Below are 19,111 nucleotides of genomic sequence, written 5' to 3'. Positions count from 1 at the left end.
GCCGGGTTCCGGTGCGGAGACACCGGGCACCCGTCAGCCGCCGGGGGGCTGCTCCTTGCCGTGTGCGGCGTGCCGGGGGCGGTACTTGCACGACACCTGGCCGACGAGTTCCCGGAAGCACACCAGGGCGGTGATCGGGGGAATGCCGACGATCACCATCGAGAGGATCGAATGCGGGGAGTGGCTGACGCACAGGGCCACGGCCGTGCCCGAGGCGACCAGGAGGACGGACCAGGACCGCCGGGCGGTCCGGTGCTGAACGGCGGCCCGCAGGATGGAGAGGGCGGCCACGAACCACGGCCCGTACACGGTCAACGGCCACCACTGCGCCAGGGGCGCCGGAAGGACCGTCCCCGCGATGGCGCGCAGCTGGTTGTACGAATAGCCGATGGACCAGCCGAGCATGGCCACCGCGCATGCGGCGATCGTCGCGACGAGGATCGTGACGGGGGTGACTTTGTGGGCGCCGTCGAGGACATGCGATCCCGGCCGGGACCGCCGTCGGTCGACCCTGTGGCGGTGCGGCCCGTCCAGCGGCGCGGCCGGGGCGGGGTCCACACCGGACACGCCGGACACACCGGGCACGACGGATACTCCGGGCACGACGGATGCGGACGAGAGCATCTGGGCCAGCTCTTCGTCCGGATCCCAGCTGTTCGGTGCGATGTCGGGGCCGGGAGCGCTCCAGACGTGATGCGCCTCGAGCGGATCAACATGATAAGAATGCTGGCCCGGCGCATCATAATCTGATCTCAGGGGGAACTGAATGTCGTAGAGGCTCGGCTCGCCTTCAAGCCTGTCCATTCTCTGGCTCCTCCGCGCCCTTGATCAGGGCGTTCCGTCTAGAGCGCGCAGGTATTCGCTTTCCATCTCGCTGATCTTCTTGAGGAAGTCTTCAAGAAGATCGGAACAGTACTTGAGGCGCGCGTCACCGTCGGCAGGCCCGTGCCAGACGGTGGCCGTTCCGACGGGGATCTGATCTTCCGGTTCGTTCCAAGTCACGATCACCTAACGAGCGCCACGGGGTCCGAGGTATCGGGCATTCGGGGGAATGGGGCGATGGAGAATCCTTTCGGCTGTCTGATGACAGTACATGGTTGACGTAATTCTTGGATATGTGTCCAACCATATATTTCCGTGAATAGCATTTACTTCTCCGTGGTGCGCGGCAGGACATGGGCTCGCCTGTTCCAGGACCGGCCCCGTGTGCGGTACGACGACGGCACGGAACACGCCGGCGGGTCAGGGGCGCGGCACGCCCTCGGGGCACTGAACCGAGGAGCCGACGGGGCGTCACCGGGGAGGCTCACAGCCGCCGGTACTTCTCGATGTCCTCGCTGAACTCCTCGATCGCCTGGGCGGTGAGCGTGGGCCGGGTGTCGGCGACGGCGGTCATGTAGTCCTCGGTCGTGGCCGATCGGCCCTGGCGATGCGCGACTTCGCGCTCGAATGCCGCCTGCGCCCCCTTGCGGGCGGCGAACTCGATGTCGGCCGGGGTGAACAGTTCGCTGGCCGCCACCAGTCGGGCCAGGTCCACCGAGTCGACCGCGGACCCGAGGTAGCGGGTCCAGATCGCCGTGCGGGCGGTCGGGTCCGGCGGCCCGATCGGGATGACGTAGTCGAACCGGCCCGGGCGCAGGAACGCCGCGTCGAGGGAGCGCACCGAGTTGGTGGCGCACACCAGCAGTCGCGCGTCGTGCTCACGGAAGCCGGGAATGAGCTTGAGGAGTTCGTTGGTCACGCCGTGCCCCGGGTCGATCGCCCTGCCGGACCGTGCTCCGGCGATCTCCTCGACCTCGTCGATGAAGAGCAGCACCGAGTCCAGTTCCGCCAGATCCGCGAAGGTCTCCCGCAGCGCGGCCGCCAGCCCCTCGCTCGTGTCGGCCGCGAGCCGCGACGGGAAGAGTTCCACGAACGGCCAGGCCAGCCGCGAGGCCACCGCCTTGGCGAAACTGGTCTTGCCGGTACCGGGCGGGCCGAACAGGATGACCGCCTTCGGCGGCGCGACGCCGTAACGGTCGGCCAGGGCCGGCTCCGTCAGCGGGAGCACCACCCGGCGTTCGACGACCTGCTTCTCCCGCTCCATGCCGGCCATGGCGCCCCAGAGCCCGTCGGGCAGCATGCGTCCGCCCAGTGCCGTGAGCACGCCGGTGTGGGCGGTCTTGGGCGGTTCGAGCTTCTCGTAGTAGGTCAGGTCGCCGCGGGCCAGGTAGCCCGAGTGCTCCAGGGCCTTCGTCCCGGCCGCGCCGCTGGGCAGGAGGGCGCTGACGCGGCGCACGCCCAGTGCCTGCAGACGCCGCTCCAACTCGGCGATCAGGGCACTGCCGATCCCGCGCCCGCGCCACTGGGAGGCGAGCGCCACCAGCAGGATCCAGGCCCGTCCGCCGTGCGCCTGCGCCACGGCCATGCCCACCAGTTCGTCGCCGACCACCGCGACCACCGCGGTGTGGCCGGTCTGGGCCGCGGCCATCACCTCGGAGACCGGGAAGGCCGGCTCCTCGTCGGTCCGGCGGCTCTGGTCCCAGACCTGGATCGCCTGGTCGAGATCGTCGTCGTGATAGTCGCGCAGATGCCATGCGGGCATCGCCACCACCTCGCCCGGTACGGGAGTCCCATTGTCCCCCGTCGGCCCGCCCGTCACGATCGCATGCACGGCGCGTGCACGGCGCGTGCACGGCCGTACGCCGAGGGTGGGAGGCCGGGTCCGGAACCCCGGAGCGCGCCCCGGCGTCCGCGATGCCACGACGGCCCGTGGCGGGACCGGAAGGAGGGCGCTCACTCGCTCGGCGGCCGGTTCCCGTCGGCGTGTGGACGGCCCCCGCACGGCCGTCCGGGCCGCCGACGGCCCGGGGGCGCCGGGGCTGCGGGCGCGCCCCGCGCAGTGGCGGACCGTGCTCCCGAGCGCCGCGGCCGACCGTGAGGGGCGGCCGTCTCCGATTGCGGCCCTGGTGCGGTCACCTTAGTTTCAGGGCGTCGGATTCTCCCGACAAAGCCGATATTCCTCTGTATGTCGGCTTTCCCATGTGCCATCGAACGGAGCATTCATGTCGGTGATGACCGGTACCCAACCCCAGCAGCAGTTCGGTCAGCAGATCGGCGGCCCGCAGCAGATCGCGCAGGTGGTGCAGCAGGCCATCCAGCAGGCGTGCCAGCAGACCAGCCAGCAGGTCGCGCAGCGGATCCAGCAGACGTTCCAGCAGCTCCAGCAGGTCCAGCAGCAGCTCCAGCAGCAGGGCATGACCCACCAGGCGCACCCGTACCTGGCCCTCGCCCTGTACCGCTCGCTGCACACGGGCATCAGCAGCGCTGTGGAACATTCCGTGCAGCAGGCGCTGCCGACCGCGATCGTGACCCTGCTCCAGCAGGGCCAGCAGGGCCAGCAGGGCCAGCAGGGCCAGCAGTGGGGCGGCGGGTTCGGCTCGCAGCAGTTCGGTCAGCAGTTCCCGCAGTACCAGCAGCAGCCTGGCTTCGGCTACGGCCAGATGAGTCAGCCCTTCGGTATCGGCTGACCCCTGGCGGCGCGCGATGCGGTGCGCTCCGGGGCCTTCCCCGGGCGCACCGCATCACCGTGGAAGCGCAGCCGCCTGTCGCCGGATCAGGAGTGGACATACGACGTAGGCGTGGTGAAGGTGGACGTGATGGTCAAGGAGAGGTCCGGAAACAACCGCGCGAGCGGGTCCGAGGGCGGGGGAGCGGGGCGCCCGGGATCCGAGAGCGAAGAGACGGGGCCACGCAGGGAAGGCGCACGGTCACCGCTCCCGGTGCGGCCGCACCGGGAGCGGTACATGGTGACACCGCTGCCGCAGCATCTGCTCCCACCGGGAGTGCCCGAGGTCGGCCTGGACGCCGTGTGCGACCGGCTGGACCGGATGCCCGAGGTCACAGTGATCCGCAGGCTCAGGCCGTCGGAGAAGCTCCGGTCGGCCGGGCTGCACGCCTCCTGCCCGGAGATCGCCGTCGTCGAGGCGGCCGAGGCCCAGGTGCCGGCGATGCGGACGCTGCACGTGCACATCGAACCGGACCTGCCGCTGGCCGGAACCGGGCCCGTCGGCGTGCCGACCGCTGGGGCCCTGCCGCTCCGCGACCCGGGGCTGGTCATGCCGATGGAGCAACCCGCCGAGATCTCGTTGCGCGTCTGCGGCCCGGACGGCGAACCGCTGGCCGGCGCGGGCGTGTTCCTCATCGGGGCGACCTGGCCGGGCCAGGGCGTCACCGGGCCCGACGGCACGGTCACCGTCACCCTGGCGACGGACACCGCGGAGTCCGTCCAGTCCCTGTACGTCCGGCCCGCGGGCGGCTACACAGACCGCTGGATCCACCGCCCCGTCCTGTCGGCGACCCGGGAGAACGTCGTCACCCTCACCCCGCTGGCCAAGGTGTACCCCGAGTTGGAGAGGCGGCAGCAGTACGGCTGGGGCCAGCAGGCCATGCGGCTGGACCGGCTGCCCCCCACGTTCCGCGCCTTCGGCGTCAAGATCGCGGTCATCGGGTCGGGCGTCAGCGACGAGCACCCCGATCTGAAGCAACGGGTGCGCTCCGGGGTCGACCTCGTCCACGGCACGGAGGACGGATGGGCCCGGGACCGGCTGGGCAGCGGGACGCACGCGGCCGGCGTCATCGCCGGGGCGGACACCGGCAAGGGTGTCATCGGAATCGCGGTCGACGCCGAGATCGAGGTCTGCCAGGTGATGCCCGACGGGCACTTCAGCGACCTCATCGCCGCCTTGGACCACTGCATCGCACGCGAGGCCGACATCGCCCACATCGGGGTCGCGACCCCGTACCCGTCGGCACTGGTCTCACGCAAACTCGCCGACGCCAACGCGGCCGGCATCGCCTGCATCGCGCCGGCCGGCGACACCGGCGGGCCGGTCGCCTTCCCGGGCTCGCTGCCGACCGTGTTCACCGTGGGCGCGCTGGGGGCCTTCGGCTCGTACCCCCCGGACACCTCCCAAGCCACCCACTCCGGAGCACAGTTGACCCCGGAGGGGCTGTTCGCCGCATCGTTCGGCTGCTACGGCCCCGGTGTCGACGCGGCCGCCCCCGGTGTGGCGGTGCTGTCGTGCGCACCGCAGGGCGGATACGCGGCCGTCGACGGCACCGGCACGGCCTCGGCGCACGTGGCCGGTCTGGCCGCCCTGGTCCTCGCCCACCACGAGGACTTCCACGGCCAGTTGCTGCCCCGCGGCGCCGGGCGGGTGCAGCACCTGTTCGAGATCATCGCCGCCAGCTGCCGCCCACTGGCCGTTCCGGGCACCGCGGAGGCGGCCCGCGTGGGACGCGGCCTGCCCGACGCTCTCGTCGCCCTCGGCCTGGCCCCCGGAGTACAGCTCGCCCCCGCCCTGTCGCCCTACGCCCCGTCCCTGGCCGGCTGACCCCGTCCCTGGCCAGCTGACCCCGGCCCTCGCGGGCCCACGCAACGGCACCCGCCCCGAAGGGGAGGGTGCCGTTCGGCCTGCCGCAGTCCTGCGGGGCCGTTCCGGTCAGGACTACTCGCCGTTCGGGGGTGCGACGGTCTCCGGATCGCCGATGCGGGGCTCCGGGGACTGGGCGGCCGAGGCGCCGGGCACGGCCTTGCCGGTCAGCTCGAAGAGGGCGAGACAGGGCGCGGTGGGGGAGTGGGAGACCTTGAGCTCGGTGGCCTGGAGGGGGGCGCCCATCTCGTGGAGGGCGCCGCGCATCAGGCCGAGGTGGACCGAGCACGCCACGTCCGGGCGCTCCTCGGCGACCGAGCGGAAGGGGCAGCGGTGGACCCGGAGCAACGGCGGGTCGTCGCTCCGCTCGGTCTCGAAACCGAGGTCGTCCATCAAGACGGTGATCTTGTCGAATGCCTCTTCTGCGGAGATGGACGAGAACGGGGCGGGGCGCTCGGTCAGATGGCGACCCCATTCCCGCCCTGCCGCGACGGCGTCCTTCGACGCGCTGTCGGAGGTGGCGGCCAGGTGGCCGGCCAGGATCTGGGCGAGGAGCCGGTAGCCGTCGCCCTGCTCGGCCGGGCCGGCGGGTGCGGCCGTCTTCCCGGCGGTGGGCTCGTACGTCAGCTTGGGGCGGCCGGGGCCGCCGAGGCCCACACGCCCCTCGCGGACCTGGCCGTCCTTGGTGAGCCGGGTCAGGTGGAAGCGCACCGTGTTGGCGTGCAGCCCCAGGTCCTCGGCGAGCTGCTGAACGGTGAGCGGGCCCCCCGCGCGGCCCAGGGCTTCGAGGATGGCCGTCCGCGAGGCGCCGCCCGCGGGACCGGGAGGACTGTCGGAAGGCTGAATGGGAGCCATGGCGTCAACGTCCGGAAGAATCGTGGAAACCCACATTGGTCTGAGAAATTTCCTCCAGCCTAACAAGGGAGGGGGCCGTAGTGGCCGTTTCCGGGTGGGGAAGAGGTGTGAGTGAAAGGTGTGCGTCCTCGGGGAGCCCGGGACGGGAGCGGACGGCCGGCGCCCGGCGTACGCGACTTGCGTGCGCCGGGCGCCGGTTCCGCCTCCGCTCCGTCGCCCTTCCTGCTGCGAAGCGGGGCGGGGTCAGGGTGATCAGTGGGCCGCCGCCGGAGCGTCGCCGGCCACGAGCAGACCCGCTGCGCCGCGGGAGAGGTCCTTCATGATGTGGTTGACGAACGTGTAGGTGCCCGCCTTGTCGACGGTGAACTCGACGAAACCGCCCTGGGTGGTCACCAGGTCCAGCGTCTGCGAACCGCCCTTGTTCGGGCTGCCCGGCTTCAGCAGGTACTCGCCCTCCTTCCACACGGTGTCGAAGATCAGGCCGACGGTGTGGAACGCGAGGGGCTCGTTGATGGCGGCGTTGTCCACCCAGATGCGGACCCGGTCGCCGACCTTCACCTTCACCGGCCGGTGGACGTACTGGTTGTAGTAGCCGTTGAAGACGACCCCGTCGTTGGTGCCGGCCATCATCTTGGTGAGGTCGGACGCCTTGCCCTCCGGGCCGAGGTACAGCTCGGACTGGACCAGGGCGATCTCCTTGTCCACCTTCGGCAGGTTCGGCGGGTCGACGATCACGGCACCGTACATGCCGTTGCCCATGTGGTGGATCATCGGCGCGGCACCGCAGTGGTAGGTGAAGATGCCCGCGTAGTTCGCCTTGAACTCGTAGATCAGGGACTCGCCCGGCTTGATGGTCCGCATCTCGACGTTCGGCGCCACCTTGGAGGCGTGGAAGTCGATGGAGTGGTTCATCGAACCGTCGTTGGTCAGCTTGACCCGGAAGGTGTCACCGACCCTGCCGCGCAGGGTCGGGCCGGGAGCGGTGCCGTTGTAGGTCCACAGGGTCTGGGTCACCCCGGGGGCGACCTCGGTCTTCTTCTCCTTCACGTGGAGGTCGACCTGGTGGACCTTCTGGCCGTCGGCCGGCTTGACCACCGGGTCCATGGCCTTCCAGGTGGCGGGCGGCGCGGCGTTCGCGTCGATCTTGGCGTTGCTGGCGTCCGGGCCGGCCTTGGTGACGGCACCGACGCCGGAATCGGCGGCGGCCGCGCCCTTCACCTTGATGTCCAGCAGCATGCCGGCCGCCTTGTGGCCCTCGACGGTGCACCACGCCTGGGTCGACTCGTTGATCGGGCCCCAGTTCATGGTGGTGGCGGCACCCGGCTTGATCAGCGGGGTGTCCTCGCCCTTGAGGGCGAGGGTGTGCTCCATGGCGCCCTTGTTGACGACGTTGAGCTTGACCTTCGCGCCGGCGTCTATCTCGATCGAGGACGGCTTGACGTAGAGGTCACCCAGTTCGATGTCGAACGTCATGGTCTTGCCCGCGCCGGGCGCCGCCGCGGCTGCGGCGTCGGTACCGGCGGCGGGTGCCGTTGCGGCGGACGACGACTGCGGCTGGAAGATGCCGACCAGGGCCAGGCCGATGACGAGGCCCAGGGCGAGCGCGGCGCCGATCACGGGCACGAAGGGGGTGAGGGCCTGCAGCAGTATCTGTGGTCTCTTCTGAGGACCGGGAGTGGTCCGAGGGGGATCCGTGCTGACTGACACGGCGTTACTCCAATGGGGAGGGGAGGGACAGGGGGATGAAGGGGGAAGCGAGTCGGGCTGCGGAGGTCCCGGCCGGCCGTGTCGTCAGCTGACGATCATCTCGGTGAACATGCCGAACATGCCGGTCTTGCCCTCGGAGTGGGGGAAGATGTGGCAGTGGAAGGCCCACGTGCCGGGCCGGTTCGCGTTGACCAGCACGCTGTACCGCTCACCCGGGGCGACCAGGACGGTGTCCGCCTTGTAGGGGTTCTTCAGCGGGAATCCATCCTTGGCGACGACCAGTTGGTCCAGTCCGTGCAGATGCATCGGGTGCGCCATCGTGCCCGCGTTGAAGTAGTGCACGAGGACCGAGTCGCCCCTGCGGACCCGGACGGGCTCGGTGGCCGGGAACGACTTGCCGTTCAGGGTCAGCCCGATGACGCCGGAGTCCTGGAGCTCGACCGGTATCTCCTGGGCGACCTTCGTGTTGTCCGGCAGCGGGACGTTCCCGATCAGGAAGGCGCCCCACAGGCCGTTGGTCACCTGCTCGGTGCCGTTGTGGTGGGAGTGGTACCAGCCGACGGACTGGCGTTCGGCCTTGATCTTGTAGGTGAAGGTACCGCCCGGGACCACCGGGTCCTGCGTGATGTCGGCGACGCCGTCCATGGCGTTGTCGATGGGGATCCCGTGCCAGTGGATCACGGTGGATTCCGGTAGCTGGTTCTTCAGGACGACCTCGACCTTGTCGCCGACGTCGACCCGGATGGTGGGGCCGGGGACCATGCCGTTGTACGACATGGCGTCGACGACCTTGCCCGGCTCGACCTCCCACTTGACGGGCTTGGCGGTGAGCGTGAACCGCTTGGTCCCGTCCTTCAGGATCTCGGGCTTGATGAGCTGTGCGCCCTTGCCCGCCGTCTTGGCGGGGAACGACTTGTCGCGCTTGGCCATCTCCCTGTCCATGGACTTCCAGTCGTGGTGCTGGGTGGCCGTGGCGTCCCCGCCGGTGGAGGCGGAGGACGAGTCGTCGTGAGTGGTGCCGCCGTCGCCCACGGCGGCCGTGCCGGCGGCCGATGTGGCGGGGGCGGAGGAGGTGTCCGTGGCGACGGACCACCATGGGACGGCGAGTGCGACCGCGAAGGAGACGGCGCCGACCAGCGCCTTTGTCCTCAACATGCTGCCTTCCTCGGGCTGGTGCGGATGGTGACATGGTTTTTATCAGAGAAATTTAATCCTTGACATGTTGCTCATGTCACATCCGGCGCTCCGGAGGGGTCTGGGGCGGTGATGGGTGCGATATTTGCGCAGGTCGGCAGGAGTCTGTTGCGGTGTGGGCCCGGCCGAGGGGTGGTCTGTTAATTATGGTAAAAATTGCGGACCGGTGCCCATCGAACGGAGATCCCTCATGCGCCCCACCCCGTCCCGAGCCGCCCTGACCGCCTTGACCGCGGGAATCGTCCTGCTGATGACGGCCGGCCCGGCCGCCGCCCACGTCAGCGTCAACCCGGACAGCGCCGAAGCCGGGAGCTGGGCCAAGCTCACCTTCCGGGTCCCCACCGAACGGCCCTACGCCGCCACCACCAGGGTGGAAGTCGTCCTGCCTGCCGATCAGCCGCTCGCCTCCGTCTCCGTCAGGCCGGTCCCCGGATGGACCGTCAGGACCGAGAAGCGGCACCTGGACCGCCCGCTGGCCCACGACGAGAAGAAGATCGACGAGGCCGTCTCCCGGATCATCTGGACCGGAGGGAAGATCAACCCTGGCGAGTTCCAGGAGTTCGACGTCTCGCTCGGCCCGCTGCCCGAGCACGCGGGCCGGATGGTCTTCAAGGCACTGCAGACCTACGACAACGGGGAGGTGGTGCGCTGGATCGACCTGCCCGCCGCGGACGGCACGGAGCCGGAGCGCCCCGCACCCGTCCTCGCGCTGACCACCGCCGCGAAGGAGAGCGGCTCGGCGAACGCCTCGGATGCCTCGGATGCCTCGGACGCCTCGGACGCCGACAGGGCGGCAGCAGCGGGGAAGCCCACCGGCACCGAAAGCGGCGAGGCCGGCGCGGACGTTCCCGCACGGTTGCTGGGCGGTGTCGGGGTCGCGGCCGGGCTGGCCGGTCTCCTGGCGGCCGCGGCCCGGCGGCGTACGACGGCGACGTTCTTGGGACGCAGGGGATGACGAACTCCCGGAGACCGGGCGGGCCGTTCCCGCTCTCGGCCCTGGTCCGGGCGCTCGCCGCCACGGCCGCGGGAGTCGTCCTGCTGCTGGCGACGGCGGCACCGGCCTCCGCCCACGCCGAACCGGTCGCCACCGTCCCGGCCGCCGGCGCGGTCCTCGACCGGGCCCCGCGGACGGTCTCCATGCGGTTCAGCGAGCCCGTCGAGGCCACCGCCGACGGGCTGCGCGTGCTGGGCCCGGACGGCAGCCGGGCCGACACCGGGCACACCGCCCCGCTGCCGGACCGGCCCGACGCCCTCGCCGTCACCCTCGGCTCCGGCCTTCCGGACGGTGCCTACACGGTCTCCTGGCGGGCCGTGTCCGCCGACTCGCATCCCGTCCACGGTGCCTTCACCTTCACCGTCGGCACCTCGACCGCCGGCCCGATGGACGGGGCGGGCCGGGCACCGGACCTGCCGGCGGACGCCGACCGCGGCTCCGACCCCCTGCTGGCTGCCGCGGTGGCCGCGGCGCGCGGGGTGGGGTACGCGGGCCTGGCGCTGCTCACCGGGGCGATCGGCATGATGCTGCTCGCGCCCGACGGCACCGGACGTGGCCTGCTCCGACGGCTGGCCCTGAGCGGCGGGCTGATCGTCATCGCGTCCGCGTGTGCCGGGCTGGTCGCCCAGGGCCCGTACGCCGCGGGAGCCGGGCCCGGCTCGCTCCTGGATCCCGCACTGCTGCGCCCCGCGCTGACGGGCCGACCGGGCCTCACGACGGGCGCGCGGGTCCTGCTCACCGGTCTTCTGCTGGTGCCGGTGGCCCGGGACCTGCCGCGCCCGGCGGCCTCCTGGCGGGCCGTCCCGCGACGGGTGCTCCCGGTGATGGCCGCCCTGGCCGCCGTGGCCGCCACGTACAGCGCGGCCGGGCACGCGGCCACCGGGCGGTGGGTCCCCCTGGCCCTCACCGTCGACGTGCTGCATCTGCTGGCCATGGGGTGGTGGCTCGGCGGACTGGTGGCCCTGGGCGTTCTGTACGCCCAGCGGGAGCCGCCGGAGCCGCCGACCGTGGCGACGCGCCGGTTCTCGACGGCGGCCGGCTGGTGCGTCGCCGTCCTGGTGGTGACGGGTGTGGTGCAGGCGCGACGCCAACTCGGCGGCCCGGAGCGGCTGCTGAGCAGCGACTACGGGAGGCTGCTCGTCGTCAAGGTGCTGGCGGTCATGCTCCTGCTGGTGCCGGCTCGCCTCGCACGCCGCTGGACCCGGACCCACGCCCGCGGGCCGATGGGGGCCGTCCCGCAGCCGACGGACGGCAGGGCACCCCGAGCGGCGCGGCCGGGGTTCCCGGCAGGAGAGGACGCACGTCCGGCGCAGCGGGTGCTGCGCAGCATGCGACGCACTCTGGCGGTCGAGACCGTGCTCGGTGCGGTGGTGGTCGCCCTGTCGACCCTCCTGTCCGGTTCGGCCCCACCGCACGGTGCGGGCGTGCCGGCCACCGCCGCCTCGTCCGTGTCCCCGCCCGTGCGGACGGCGGCGGGTTACGACACCGGGAGCCCCGGCGGCCGCGGCACGGTCTCGGCCCGGGTGGCCCGGCAGGCGGGCGGCGGAATCGAGTTGGAGCTGCGACTCGCCGACCCCACCGGCAGTCCCGTACAGGCGGAGGAGATCAGGGCGGCCTGGTCGCTGCCGGCGCTGCGCCTCGGCCCGCTGCCGACAGAACTGGCCGCGACAGGACCCGGTCGTTGGTCCGGCACCGTGCGGCTGTCCCCGCCGGGCGCCTGGCGGCTCGCCGTCACCGTGCGCACGTCCGACACCGACGCGGCCACCGTCGTCTTCGACGACATCACCACCGGGACCGCTCCGTCGGCGGCGGGAGCGGCCGGCGGGTCGTCCGCCGTGCCCGGTTCGTGAGTTGAGCGGGCACCGGGGAGCCGGGGCGCAGACGTCCCCGCCCGGCGGAAGCGCCGGCGGTGGCCGTCGCCGCGGGCGCGGCCCCGTCGACCTCTCGACGGGGGAAGCGCCGGGTGCGCCTCCGAGCAGCGAAACGGGTGCCCGGCCATGTCATCCGAGCGGGCGCCGACGGTGGTTGGGAGGGGTGAGAGGCGCCGAGAGGACGCCTCTTCACTGTCCACCGATTCCGTGAAGGAGCCCCTGCCATGACCCGTGTGAAGAAGTACATGCTCGCCGCGTCGGTCGCGCTCGCGTTGACGACGGCCGTCCCTGCGATGTCGTACGCCGCGCCCACCCCGGGTACGTCGGCGACCGCGACGGTGAAGGCGTCGCCGATCCGCGTGGTGCAGCCGGGTGAGCACGTTCAGGCCGTGCCCGGTGTGGAGATGTGGCTGACCGGGGAGGGCAAGCACTGGTCGATCGCCGGTTTCGAGCAGTTCCGCAGCGTCGTCGACGGCAACATCGACATGAGCAGGCCCGGTGTCAGCTACTTCGGGGAAGGCCTCGAAGAGACCGGTGACAACGACACCTACCTGGTGCACGGCATCTACTACGGCACCAGGAAGGCCGCCCGGGTGACGCTCACCAAGGACGGCACCGTCACCGAGGCGGCGATGCTGGAGCTGCCCGGCAACCCCAAGTGGGGCGCCTACTACCTGACCGTCCCCGCCACCGGGGGCGGACAGCAGACCGTCACCGTCTACGACAAGGCAGGCAGGGTCCTCGCCGACCTGACCGTCGACAACTGACCCGCCCCTGAACCCGCCCCACACACGGGGTCCGGCCCGACCGGCCGGGCCCCGTGCCCCGGTCACCAGCTGCCACCGCCCCGACCTCGAGGACGACGTCACACGTGCCGTACGAGAACCCCGCCGACTTCGCCGAGTTCGCCTCCACGGCCTGGCCCCGCCTGGTGCGTACGGCCCATATGCTCACGGGCGACTTCCATGAGGCGGAGGACCTCGTGCAGACCACGCTGACCAAGGTCTACGCACGCTGGCGGTGGGTGCCCCACGACGAGATCCATGCCTATGTGCGGCGCGCCCTGGTCAACAACAACCTCAGCCGGTACCGCAGAAGACGCGTCGCGCACCTGCTCATGCCCTTCCTCCCCGAGGCCGCGCACCGCTCGCAGGCCGGTCCCGCGGAGGAGGTCGAGGAGCGCACGACGCTGCTGCAGGCGCTGGCGGATCTCTCCGCGCGCCAGCGCGCCGTGATGGTGCTGCGCTACTACGAGGACCTGAGCGAGCAGGACATCGCCGAGGTGCTGAACTGCTCGGTCGGCACGGTGAAGACCCACGCGCGGCGCGGTCTGGAGGCACTGCGCGCCCATCCTCTCTTCGCCCACCACCTTCCCGCCTCTGAAGGAGCGAACCGATGACGCAGACATCCGGGTCCGGGTCGGCAACCGAAACCGAAACCGAGCGGCTGCGGGCGGCGTTCGCCGATGCCGCCCACGACGTCACCCCGGGACCGGTGCCACTGGCCGTCATCGAGCGGGCGGGGCGTGCCCGCCGTCGGCTCCGGGCGGCGGGCCTGACGGCCGGATGCGGTCTGCTGGTGGCCACCCTGACCGTCACCGCCGTCCAGGGCCTGGCGCCTGATCCACCGCCCACCGCCACGACCCCCGCCACCGCCGCACCGACCGCGACGGGCGCCCCCACACCGAGCCCGACGTTCCCGTCCGACGCGCCGAAGGCGGTGCGCGCCGGTGAGCGCGCTCACGCCCTGCCCGGTGTGGAGGTGTGGCTGACCGAGGAGGGCGAACACTGGTCGGTCGCCGGTTTCGAGCAGTTCCGCAGTGTCGTCGACGGCAACATCGACATGAACAGGCCCGGTGTGAGCTACTTCAGGGAGGGTCTCGACGACACCGGCGACCACGACTCCTCCCTCGTGCACGGCATCTACTACGGCACCAGGAAGGCCGCCCGGGTGACGCTGACCAAGGACGGCACCGTCACCGAGGCGGCCATGCTGGAGCTGCGCGGCAATCCGAACTGGGGCGTCTACTACCTGACCGTCCCTGCCACGGGAGGCGGAAAGCAGACGGTCACCGTCTACGACAAGGCAGGCAGGGTCCTGGCCGACCTGACCGTCGACAACTGACCCGCCCCTGAACCTGGTCGAGAGGGCCACCGAAATTCGATTGCCCCCGCCGGGCCGATGCGCGCTAATACGACGCATGGCCGATATCCAGGGCTCATATGATGATCTGTTCGCTGCGGTGCCGGGTGCGCTGGCCGGATTGCTGGACGACGGAGACGCGGGTGCCTCGGTCGCGGTCTTCGTGGACGGCGAGCCGGTGGTGGACGTCTGGGGTGGGTTCGTCGACGCGGACCGCACGATCCCGTGGCAGCGCGACACGATCACCAACGTCTGGTCCGTCACCAAGACGATGACGGCCCTGTGCGCGCTGATCCTGGTCGACCGCGGCGACCTCGATCCGGCCGCACCGGTCAGCCGGTACTGGCCCGAGTTCGCCACGGCAGGCAAGGAAGACGTGCTGGTGCGACATCTGCTCGGGCACACTGCGGGCCTGCCCCACTGGGACGGGCCGATCGAGGACCTCTACGACTGGTCGGCCGCCACGGCACGTCTGGCCGCGCAGGCTCCGCAGTGGGAACCGGGAAGCACGGCCGGGTACCACTCGCTCACCCAGGGATTCCTCGTGGGCGAGGTCGTGGGCCGGATCACCGGCCGAAGCCTGGGCGAGTTCTTCGCCGAGGAGGTGGCCGGACCGCTGGGTGCCGACTTCCACATCGGGCTTCCTGCCGAGCACGACCACCGGGTGGCGCTCACGGTCCCGCCGCCGTCCCGGGACGAGGACTATGCCTCGAGCGCGCCCGGCAGCGACGCGGCCCCCGCCGCCGGCACCGCCGTACGGGTCCGTGACGGAAACAGCGTGGCCTGGCGACGCGCGCAGATCCCCGCGGCGAGCGGCTTCGGCAACGCGCGCTCGGTCGCCCTCGTGCAGTCGGTGATGGCCTGCGGAGGAGCGGTGCGCGGAGTGCGACTGCTGTCGGAGGCAGGCTGTGACCGTGCACGGGAGGAGCAGTTCAGCGGAGAGGACCGCCTCCTCGGCATGCCGGTCCGTTACGGGATGGGCTACGGGCTGTTCGGGAACACCTTCGGGTGGGGCGGTTGGGGCGGCTCCATGGTCGTGATCGATCCTGAGGGCCGTATGGCGGTGGCGTACGTGACCCATCAGATGCGCGAACCCGCGGACGACAACCGGGGGATGGAGCTGGTGATGGCCGCCTACGACGGCCTCAAGGGACTGCGGGCTTGACGCCCGCCGCGAACCCCGCCGCGAACCCCGCCGCCGATCTCGACCCTCTGAGCCTCCTCAAGTCGCTTGGCGCGCACGGCCCTTGACGGCCACGCTGATCCGCATGACGGCATTCGCTCGACTGAACAAAGAGAACAACTTCGTACTGCTCGTCCGGGACGCGGACGTCGTCGCGGCGGCCCTGCGCCAGGCGCTGGACGATGCCTCGCCCGAGGAGCGCCCCGGCCTGGAACGCGCGGCCGCACTCGTCGAGTCCACCGCCGCCGCCACCGAAACCCAGTTGCGTGCCCGCTGGGTCCACTCCCGGCTGGCCGCCGTCGGCTTCACAGGGGACATCGCCTCGGTCGCGGCGGTGAAGGCGCTGCGCCAGGCGGAGCCGAAGCTGAGCCTGGTGGCAGCGGTGCAACTGCAGAAGGAGGCGACGGCCCATCCGGGGTGATCCGGCACGCCGAGGGGCCCGCTCACCCGCGCAGGTGGGCCAGGAGGTCGCCGTCGGCCGGGTAGGGCCGTTCCTCGGGCAGGAGGCGGTCGGCCGAGTCCAGGTCGCCGCTGCTGACCAGGGTATGGATCTCGCGCGCGAGCGGAGTCACGTCGCCGAGGGAGACGGTCCATTCGTCCGCGTAGCGTCGTACGGCCTCACGGGAGAGGCCGAGTTGCAGGGAGCGGTACGTCAGGGGCCGCAGGTGCAGGTCCCGTTCGGGGTCCCACTGCACGCGAGCCGGCGCACGCTTCAACTGACGTTGCCAGGTGGCGCGGTCGGGGTGTATCCCGCGGGCGTAGCTCGACAGACAGGCGTGGCGCAGCGCCCACTCGAAGCCGTCACGGGTGATCTCGACGGCCAGGACGGTCTCCTGACCGGCCTTGGTGCCCCAGCCGCAGCGGTACATCATCCACAGGAAGGACGGCTTGATCCACGTCATCCTGTCCCGCTTCCAGTGGGCGGGGAAACGACCTTCGCGGACGGCGGGCAGGCCGATCTCCGGGGAGTACGCCTGGTAGACGGTGATCGTGGACTCTGCGTAGGCCGCACGGATCTCGTGTTGCGGTTGTTCCATGACCTACAGCGTGGGGTCGGCCGGGTCGGGCGGCCACCGATTTTCGCCCGGGTCACCGCGGCGGAGCCCCCGTGGCACCGAGCGGGTTGCCGGGTGCCGCGGTCGGTCCGCCAGCCGGTCGGACTCATGCCCAGCCACTGCTGCAGCGCATCGAACGGGGCGTGACGCGGACGGGCGACGCCGCCCGCACGGCTGGCCGGCCGAGGACGAGTGGCCGTCGATGACGGGGCTGACAGCGGTCAAAAAGCCGATTTCCAGGGCGACTTCTGCGCGCCAGGCAACCCGAGTCGGCTTCTCGCCCTTTTCACAGATGGCACACAAGTACCTCCTTGCGTGCCTGCACGACGTGCACTGCTCGTCCCGACCAGACGCAGAAAGAGCACTCATGACCAGACACCACCCCAATGCCGTACGGCGTTCGGCGATCACCGCCGCTGCCGCCCTGACCGCCGTGGCCGCTGGTACTCTCGCCGCTCCCGGCGCCGGGGCGGCGACCCCGGCGGGTACACCGAAACTCGATCTGATCGCCGCGTCCCCCTCAGTCACAGTCGACCGATGGGACGGCGAGCCCGGGGTCTACCTGGACCTCGGCACCTACATCACGGTCGACGGGGGACCGCTCGAACTGCGGGTGAAGCGCAAGTCCTACAACGATCCCGTCGTCGCGTCGCAGGTGATCCGCTCCGGTGGCCGGACGCTGACCAAAACCCTGCCGAAGGGCCTGGTGACGGACTTCTCGGGTCTGCCGGGCTTCCTCAACGTCACCATCAGCGACGCCTCGGGCGCGAAGGTGGCCGACACCACGCAGTCGTTCTGCCCGAACAACCGGGCGGGCCGGATCCGGCCGGACGCCTCGGCCACCTCGAAGTATCCCGGCGGTTGCTCGGACAACCCCTTCGCGCTCGGCGGGGTGTGGGGTGTCGAGAAGGGCTGGGCGGCGGCCACCTCCCAGGGCTTCCGTGGCGACAGCCAGATCGACCTGCCGGTCGGCGTCTACACCGCGAAGGTGTCGGTGGCGAAGAGGTACCGCGCTCTGTTCGGCATGCCGGACAGGACCCGGACCGTCAAGGTGACAGTCCGCGAGCAGGACTCCGGCGGGGGTCACGGGCTGGCCGGTCCCCTGCGCGGGCAGCGGAACGCGTCGAAGAGCCCGAGGCCGGCCGCCACCCGCCCGGTCGGCAAGGCAGCCGTCCCCGCCGACGCGCCCAAGCCCGACCTGCGTGCCCTCCCCGCGTACGGCATCGCGATCGCCGACAGCGGCGGGGAGGGCGCCGCCCCGGGCAAGGACTACCTCGCCTTCAGCGCCACCGTCTGGAACGGCGGCCCCTCGCCGCTGGTCGTGGACGGGTTCCGCAAGCCCGGCGCGGAGAAGATGGACGCGTACCAGTACTTCTACGACGGCAAGGGCAAGCAGATCGGGTACACGCCCACCGGCACCATGGAGTGGGACCCGCGGGAGGGCCACCAGCACTGGCACTTCAGCGACTTCGCCAGCTACCGGCTGCTCGGTGCGGACAAGAAGGAGATCGTCCGCAGCGGCAAAGAGGCGTTCTGCCTGGCCAACACCGACGCCATCGACTACACCGTGAAGAACGCCAACTGGCACCCGTACAACACCGACCTTGCCACCGCCTGCGGTGAGGAGACCGCCGTCTCGGTGCGCGAGGTGCTCGACGTCGGAAACGGCGACACCTACAGCCAGTACCGGCCCGGCCAGTCCTTCGACGTCACGAACCTGCCGAACGGGACCTACTACATCCAGGTCGTCGCCAACCCTGACAACCGGCTCAAGGAGCAGAGCAAGACCAACAACGTCACGTACCGCAAGGTCGTCCTCGGCGGCACGCCGGGGGCCCGCACGGTGACCGTCCCGAAGTACGGCCTCATAGACGCCCCCTGACCGCCCCGCGGGCGGGGGCCGGGCGCCTCCGCCCGCTCGTCGGCACGATGCTCGCGCCACGGGTCACTTCTCTGTCGCCTCGGGCGCCGACGCGACGCCCGTCGGGCAGGACGCGCCCCACGTCGTCTCGAACGGGGTGCTCAGCTTGACGCCCGTCCCGCCCAGACCGCAGTAGCCTGCCGGGTTCTTGTGCAGGTACTGCTGGTGGTAGCCCTCCGCCGGATAGAACTCGCGGCCCTCCGCGGGGAGCAGTTCCGTGGTGACGGTGCCGTGGCCCGATGCCGTGAGGACCTTCTGGTACGCGTCGCGGGACGCCTGCGCGGCGGCCGCCTGGGCGGGGGAGTGGGTGTAGACGGCCGAGCGGTACTGGGTGCCGACGTCGTTGCCCTGGCGGAAGCCCTGGGTGGGGTCGTGGGACTCCCAGAACACCTGGAGCAGGCGCTCGTACGAGATCTTCTCCGGGTCGTGGACCACGCGTACCGCCTCCGTGTGGCCCGTCAGGCCCGAGCAGACCTCCTCGTACGTCGGGTTCTGCGTGTGTCCGCCCTGGTAGCCGACGAGGGTCGTGTGGATGCCCGCCGGCAGCTGCCAGAACGTGCGCTCGGCGCCCCAGAAGCAGCCCAGGCCGAAGTCGGCGATCTCCAGGCCCTCGGGGTAGGGGCCGAGGAGCGGGGTGCCGAGGGCCGTGTGCCGCTCGGGGACCGTGAAGACCGGCTCGGGGCGGCCGGACAGGGCCTGCTCCGGGGTCGGCAGCCGGGGCGTGCGGCGGTGCAGGAACATGCGGTCTCCACGAGGTCGCGGGGCTGTGGGGGGC

Annotated in this window: 18 protein-coding genes; 10 read left to right on the top strand and 8 right to left on the bottom strand. The window is 71.3% G+C overall.

Annotated features, from left to right (window positions below):
- Positions 1 to 33 precede the first annotated feature (33 nt).
- The 3 genes from ACFYMU_RS31350 to ACFYMU_RS31340 form a co-directional block, all read right to left on the bottom strand.
- Complete coding sequence (locus ACFYMU_RS31350; protein ID WP_388380524.1) at positions 34 to 804, bottom strand: DUF2637 domain-containing protein; 771 nt, start codon at positions 802 to 804, stop codon at positions 34 to 36.
- 24 nt (positions 805 to 828) lie between these two features.
- Complete coding sequence (locus ACFYMU_RS31345) at positions 829 to 1,002, bottom strand: hypothetical protein (RefSeq protein ID WP_388380521.1); 174 nt, start codon at positions 1,000 to 1,002, stop codon at positions 829 to 831.
- 304 nt (positions 1,003 to 1,306) lie between these two features.
- Positions 1,307 to 2,584, bottom strand: coding sequence for an ATP-binding protein (locus ACFYMU_RS31340; protein WP_388380518.1), 1,278 nt, complete (start codon positions 2,582 to 2,584; stop codon positions 1,307 to 1,309).
- A 460-nt stretch (positions 2,585 to 3,044) separates the two neighbouring features.
- Between ACFYMU_RS31340 and ACFYMU_RS31335 the strand changes: the two genes are divergently transcribed.
- On the top strand, positions 3,045 to 3,509 hold the full coding sequence (locus tag ACFYMU_RS31335; RefSeq protein WP_388380515.1) for a hypothetical protein: 465 nt from the start codon (positions 3,045 to 3,047) through the stop codon (positions 3,507 to 3,509).
- Between the two features lie 276 nt (positions 3,510 to 3,785).
- Positions 3,786 to 5,375: a S8 family serine peptidase gene (locus ACFYMU_RS31330; protein ID WP_388380512.1), complete on the top strand. Its 1,590-nt coding sequence runs from the start codon at positions 3,786 to 3,788 to the stop codon at positions 5,373 to 5,375.
- A gap of 114 nt (positions 5,376 to 5,489) precedes the next feature.
- On the opposite strand, the gene ACFYMU_RS31325 is transcribed toward ACFYMU_RS31330, so the two are convergent.
- From ACFYMU_RS31325 to ACFYMU_RS31315, 3 genes are all read right to left on the bottom strand, one after another.
- The gene (locus tag ACFYMU_RS31325) at positions 5,490 to 6,269 is read right to left on the bottom strand and encodes a helix-turn-helix transcriptional regulator (RefSeq protein WP_388380509.1); all 780 of its coding nucleotides are present in this window, start codon (positions 6,267 to 6,269) and stop codon (positions 5,490 to 5,492) included.
- Positions 6,270 to 6,521: 252 nt separating this feature from the next.
- Positions 6,522 to 7,976, bottom strand: coding sequence for a multicopper oxidase domain-containing protein (locus tag ACFYMU_RS31320; RefSeq protein WP_388380506.1), 1,455 nt, complete (start codon positions 7,974 to 7,976; stop codon positions 6,522 to 6,524).
- Between the two features lie 84 nt (positions 7,977 to 8,060).
- Positions 8,061 to 9,131 (bottom strand): multicopper oxidase family protein, encoded by a 1,071-nt coding sequence (locus ACFYMU_RS31315; protein ID WP_388380504.1) that lies wholly within the window; start codon positions 9,129 to 9,131, stop codon positions 8,061 to 8,063.
- 229 nt (positions 9,132 to 9,360) lie between these two features.
- Between ACFYMU_RS31315 and ACFYMU_RS31310 the strand changes: the two genes are divergently transcribed.
- The 7 genes from ACFYMU_RS31310 to ACFYMU_RS31280 all read left to right on the top strand — a co-directional run bounded on the left by ACFYMU_RS31310 (position 9,361) and on the right by ACFYMU_RS31280 (position 15,781).
- Positions 9,361 to 10,125, top strand: coding sequence for a YcnI family protein (locus tag ACFYMU_RS31310; protein WP_388380501.1), 765 nt, complete (start codon positions 9,361 to 9,363; stop codon positions 10,123 to 10,125).
- Positions 10,122 to 12,014 (top strand): copper resistance protein CopC, encoded by a 1,893-nt coding sequence (locus ACFYMU_RS31305; protein WP_388380499.1) that lies wholly within the window; start codon positions 10,122 to 10,124, stop codon positions 12,012 to 12,014. The genes ACFYMU_RS31310 and ACFYMU_RS31305 overlap by 4 nt, the downstream gene beginning before the upstream one ends.
- 245 nt (positions 12,015 to 12,259) lie before the next feature.
- A complete protein-coding gene (locus ACFYMU_RS31300; protein WP_388380496.1) occupies positions 12,260 to 12,802 on the top strand; it encodes a hypothetical protein in 543 nt (180 codons plus the stop codon).
- A 104-nt stretch (positions 12,803 to 12,906) separates the two neighbouring features.
- The gene (locus ACFYMU_RS31295; RefSeq protein WP_388380493.1) at positions 12,907 to 13,434 is read left to right on the top strand and encodes a SigE family RNA polymerase sigma factor; all 528 of its coding nucleotides are present in this window, start codon (positions 12,907 to 12,909) and stop codon (positions 13,432 to 13,434) included.
- Positions 13,431 to 14,159 carry a hypothetical protein gene (locus ACFYMU_RS31290; protein ID WP_388380490.1) on the top strand — a complete coding sequence of 243 codons (729 nt, stop codon included), beginning with the start codon at positions 13,431 to 13,433 and terminating at the stop codon, positions 14,157 to 14,159. The genes ACFYMU_RS31295 and ACFYMU_RS31290 overlap by 4 nt, the downstream gene beginning before the upstream one ends.
- 76 nt (positions 14,160 to 14,235) lie before the next feature.
- Entirely contained in the window at positions 14,236 to 15,342 is a 1,107-nt protein-coding gene (locus ACFYMU_RS31285; protein WP_388380487.1) for a serine hydrolase domain-containing protein, read from the top strand.
- A gap of 103 nt (positions 15,343 to 15,445) precedes the next feature.
- Positions 15,446 to 15,781 carry a hypothetical protein gene (locus ACFYMU_RS31280; protein ID WP_388380484.1) on the top strand — a complete coding sequence of 112 codons (336 nt, stop codon included), beginning with the start codon at positions 15,446 to 15,448 and terminating at the stop codon, positions 15,779 to 15,781.
- Positions 15,782 to 15,803: 22 nt separating this feature from the next.
- On the opposite strand, the gene ACFYMU_RS31275 is transcribed toward ACFYMU_RS31280, so the two are convergent.
- Positions 15,804 to 16,397 carry a DUF4291 domain-containing protein gene (locus ACFYMU_RS31275; RefSeq protein WP_388380481.1) on the bottom strand — a complete coding sequence of 198 codons (594 nt, stop codon included), beginning with the start codon at positions 16,395 to 16,397 and terminating at the stop codon, positions 15,804 to 15,806.
- 385 nt (positions 16,398 to 16,782) lie between these two features.
- Here ACFYMU_RS31275 and ACFYMU_RS31270 point away from each other — a divergent pair, with 385 nt between their 5' ends.
- Positions 16,783 to 18,297: a lysyl oxidase family protein gene (locus ACFYMU_RS31270; RefSeq protein WP_388380478.1), complete on the top strand. Its 1,515-nt coding sequence runs from the start codon at positions 16,783 to 16,785 to the stop codon at positions 18,295 to 18,297.
- A gap of 63 nt (positions 18,298 to 18,360) precedes the next feature.
- Here the strand turns inward: ACFYMU_RS31270 and msrA are convergent, their stop codons facing one another.
- Positions 18,361 to 19,077 (bottom strand): peptide-methionine (S)-S-oxide reductase MsrA, encoded by a 717-nt coding sequence (gene msrA, locus ACFYMU_RS31265; protein ID WP_388380475.1) that lies wholly within the window; start codon positions 19,075 to 19,077, stop codon positions 18,361 to 18,363.
- Between the last annotated feature and the right edge of the window lie 34 nt (positions 19,078 to 19,111).

The sequence above is a fragment of the Streptomyces sp. NPDC007264 genome (genome assembly GCF_042869095.1).
Taxonomy (GTDB): Bacteria; Actinomycetota; Actinomycetes; order Streptomycetales; family Streptomycetaceae; genus Streptomyces.
Note: the sequence above shows the minus strand (reverse complement) of the source record. Positions and strands in the feature narration are given on the sequence as shown.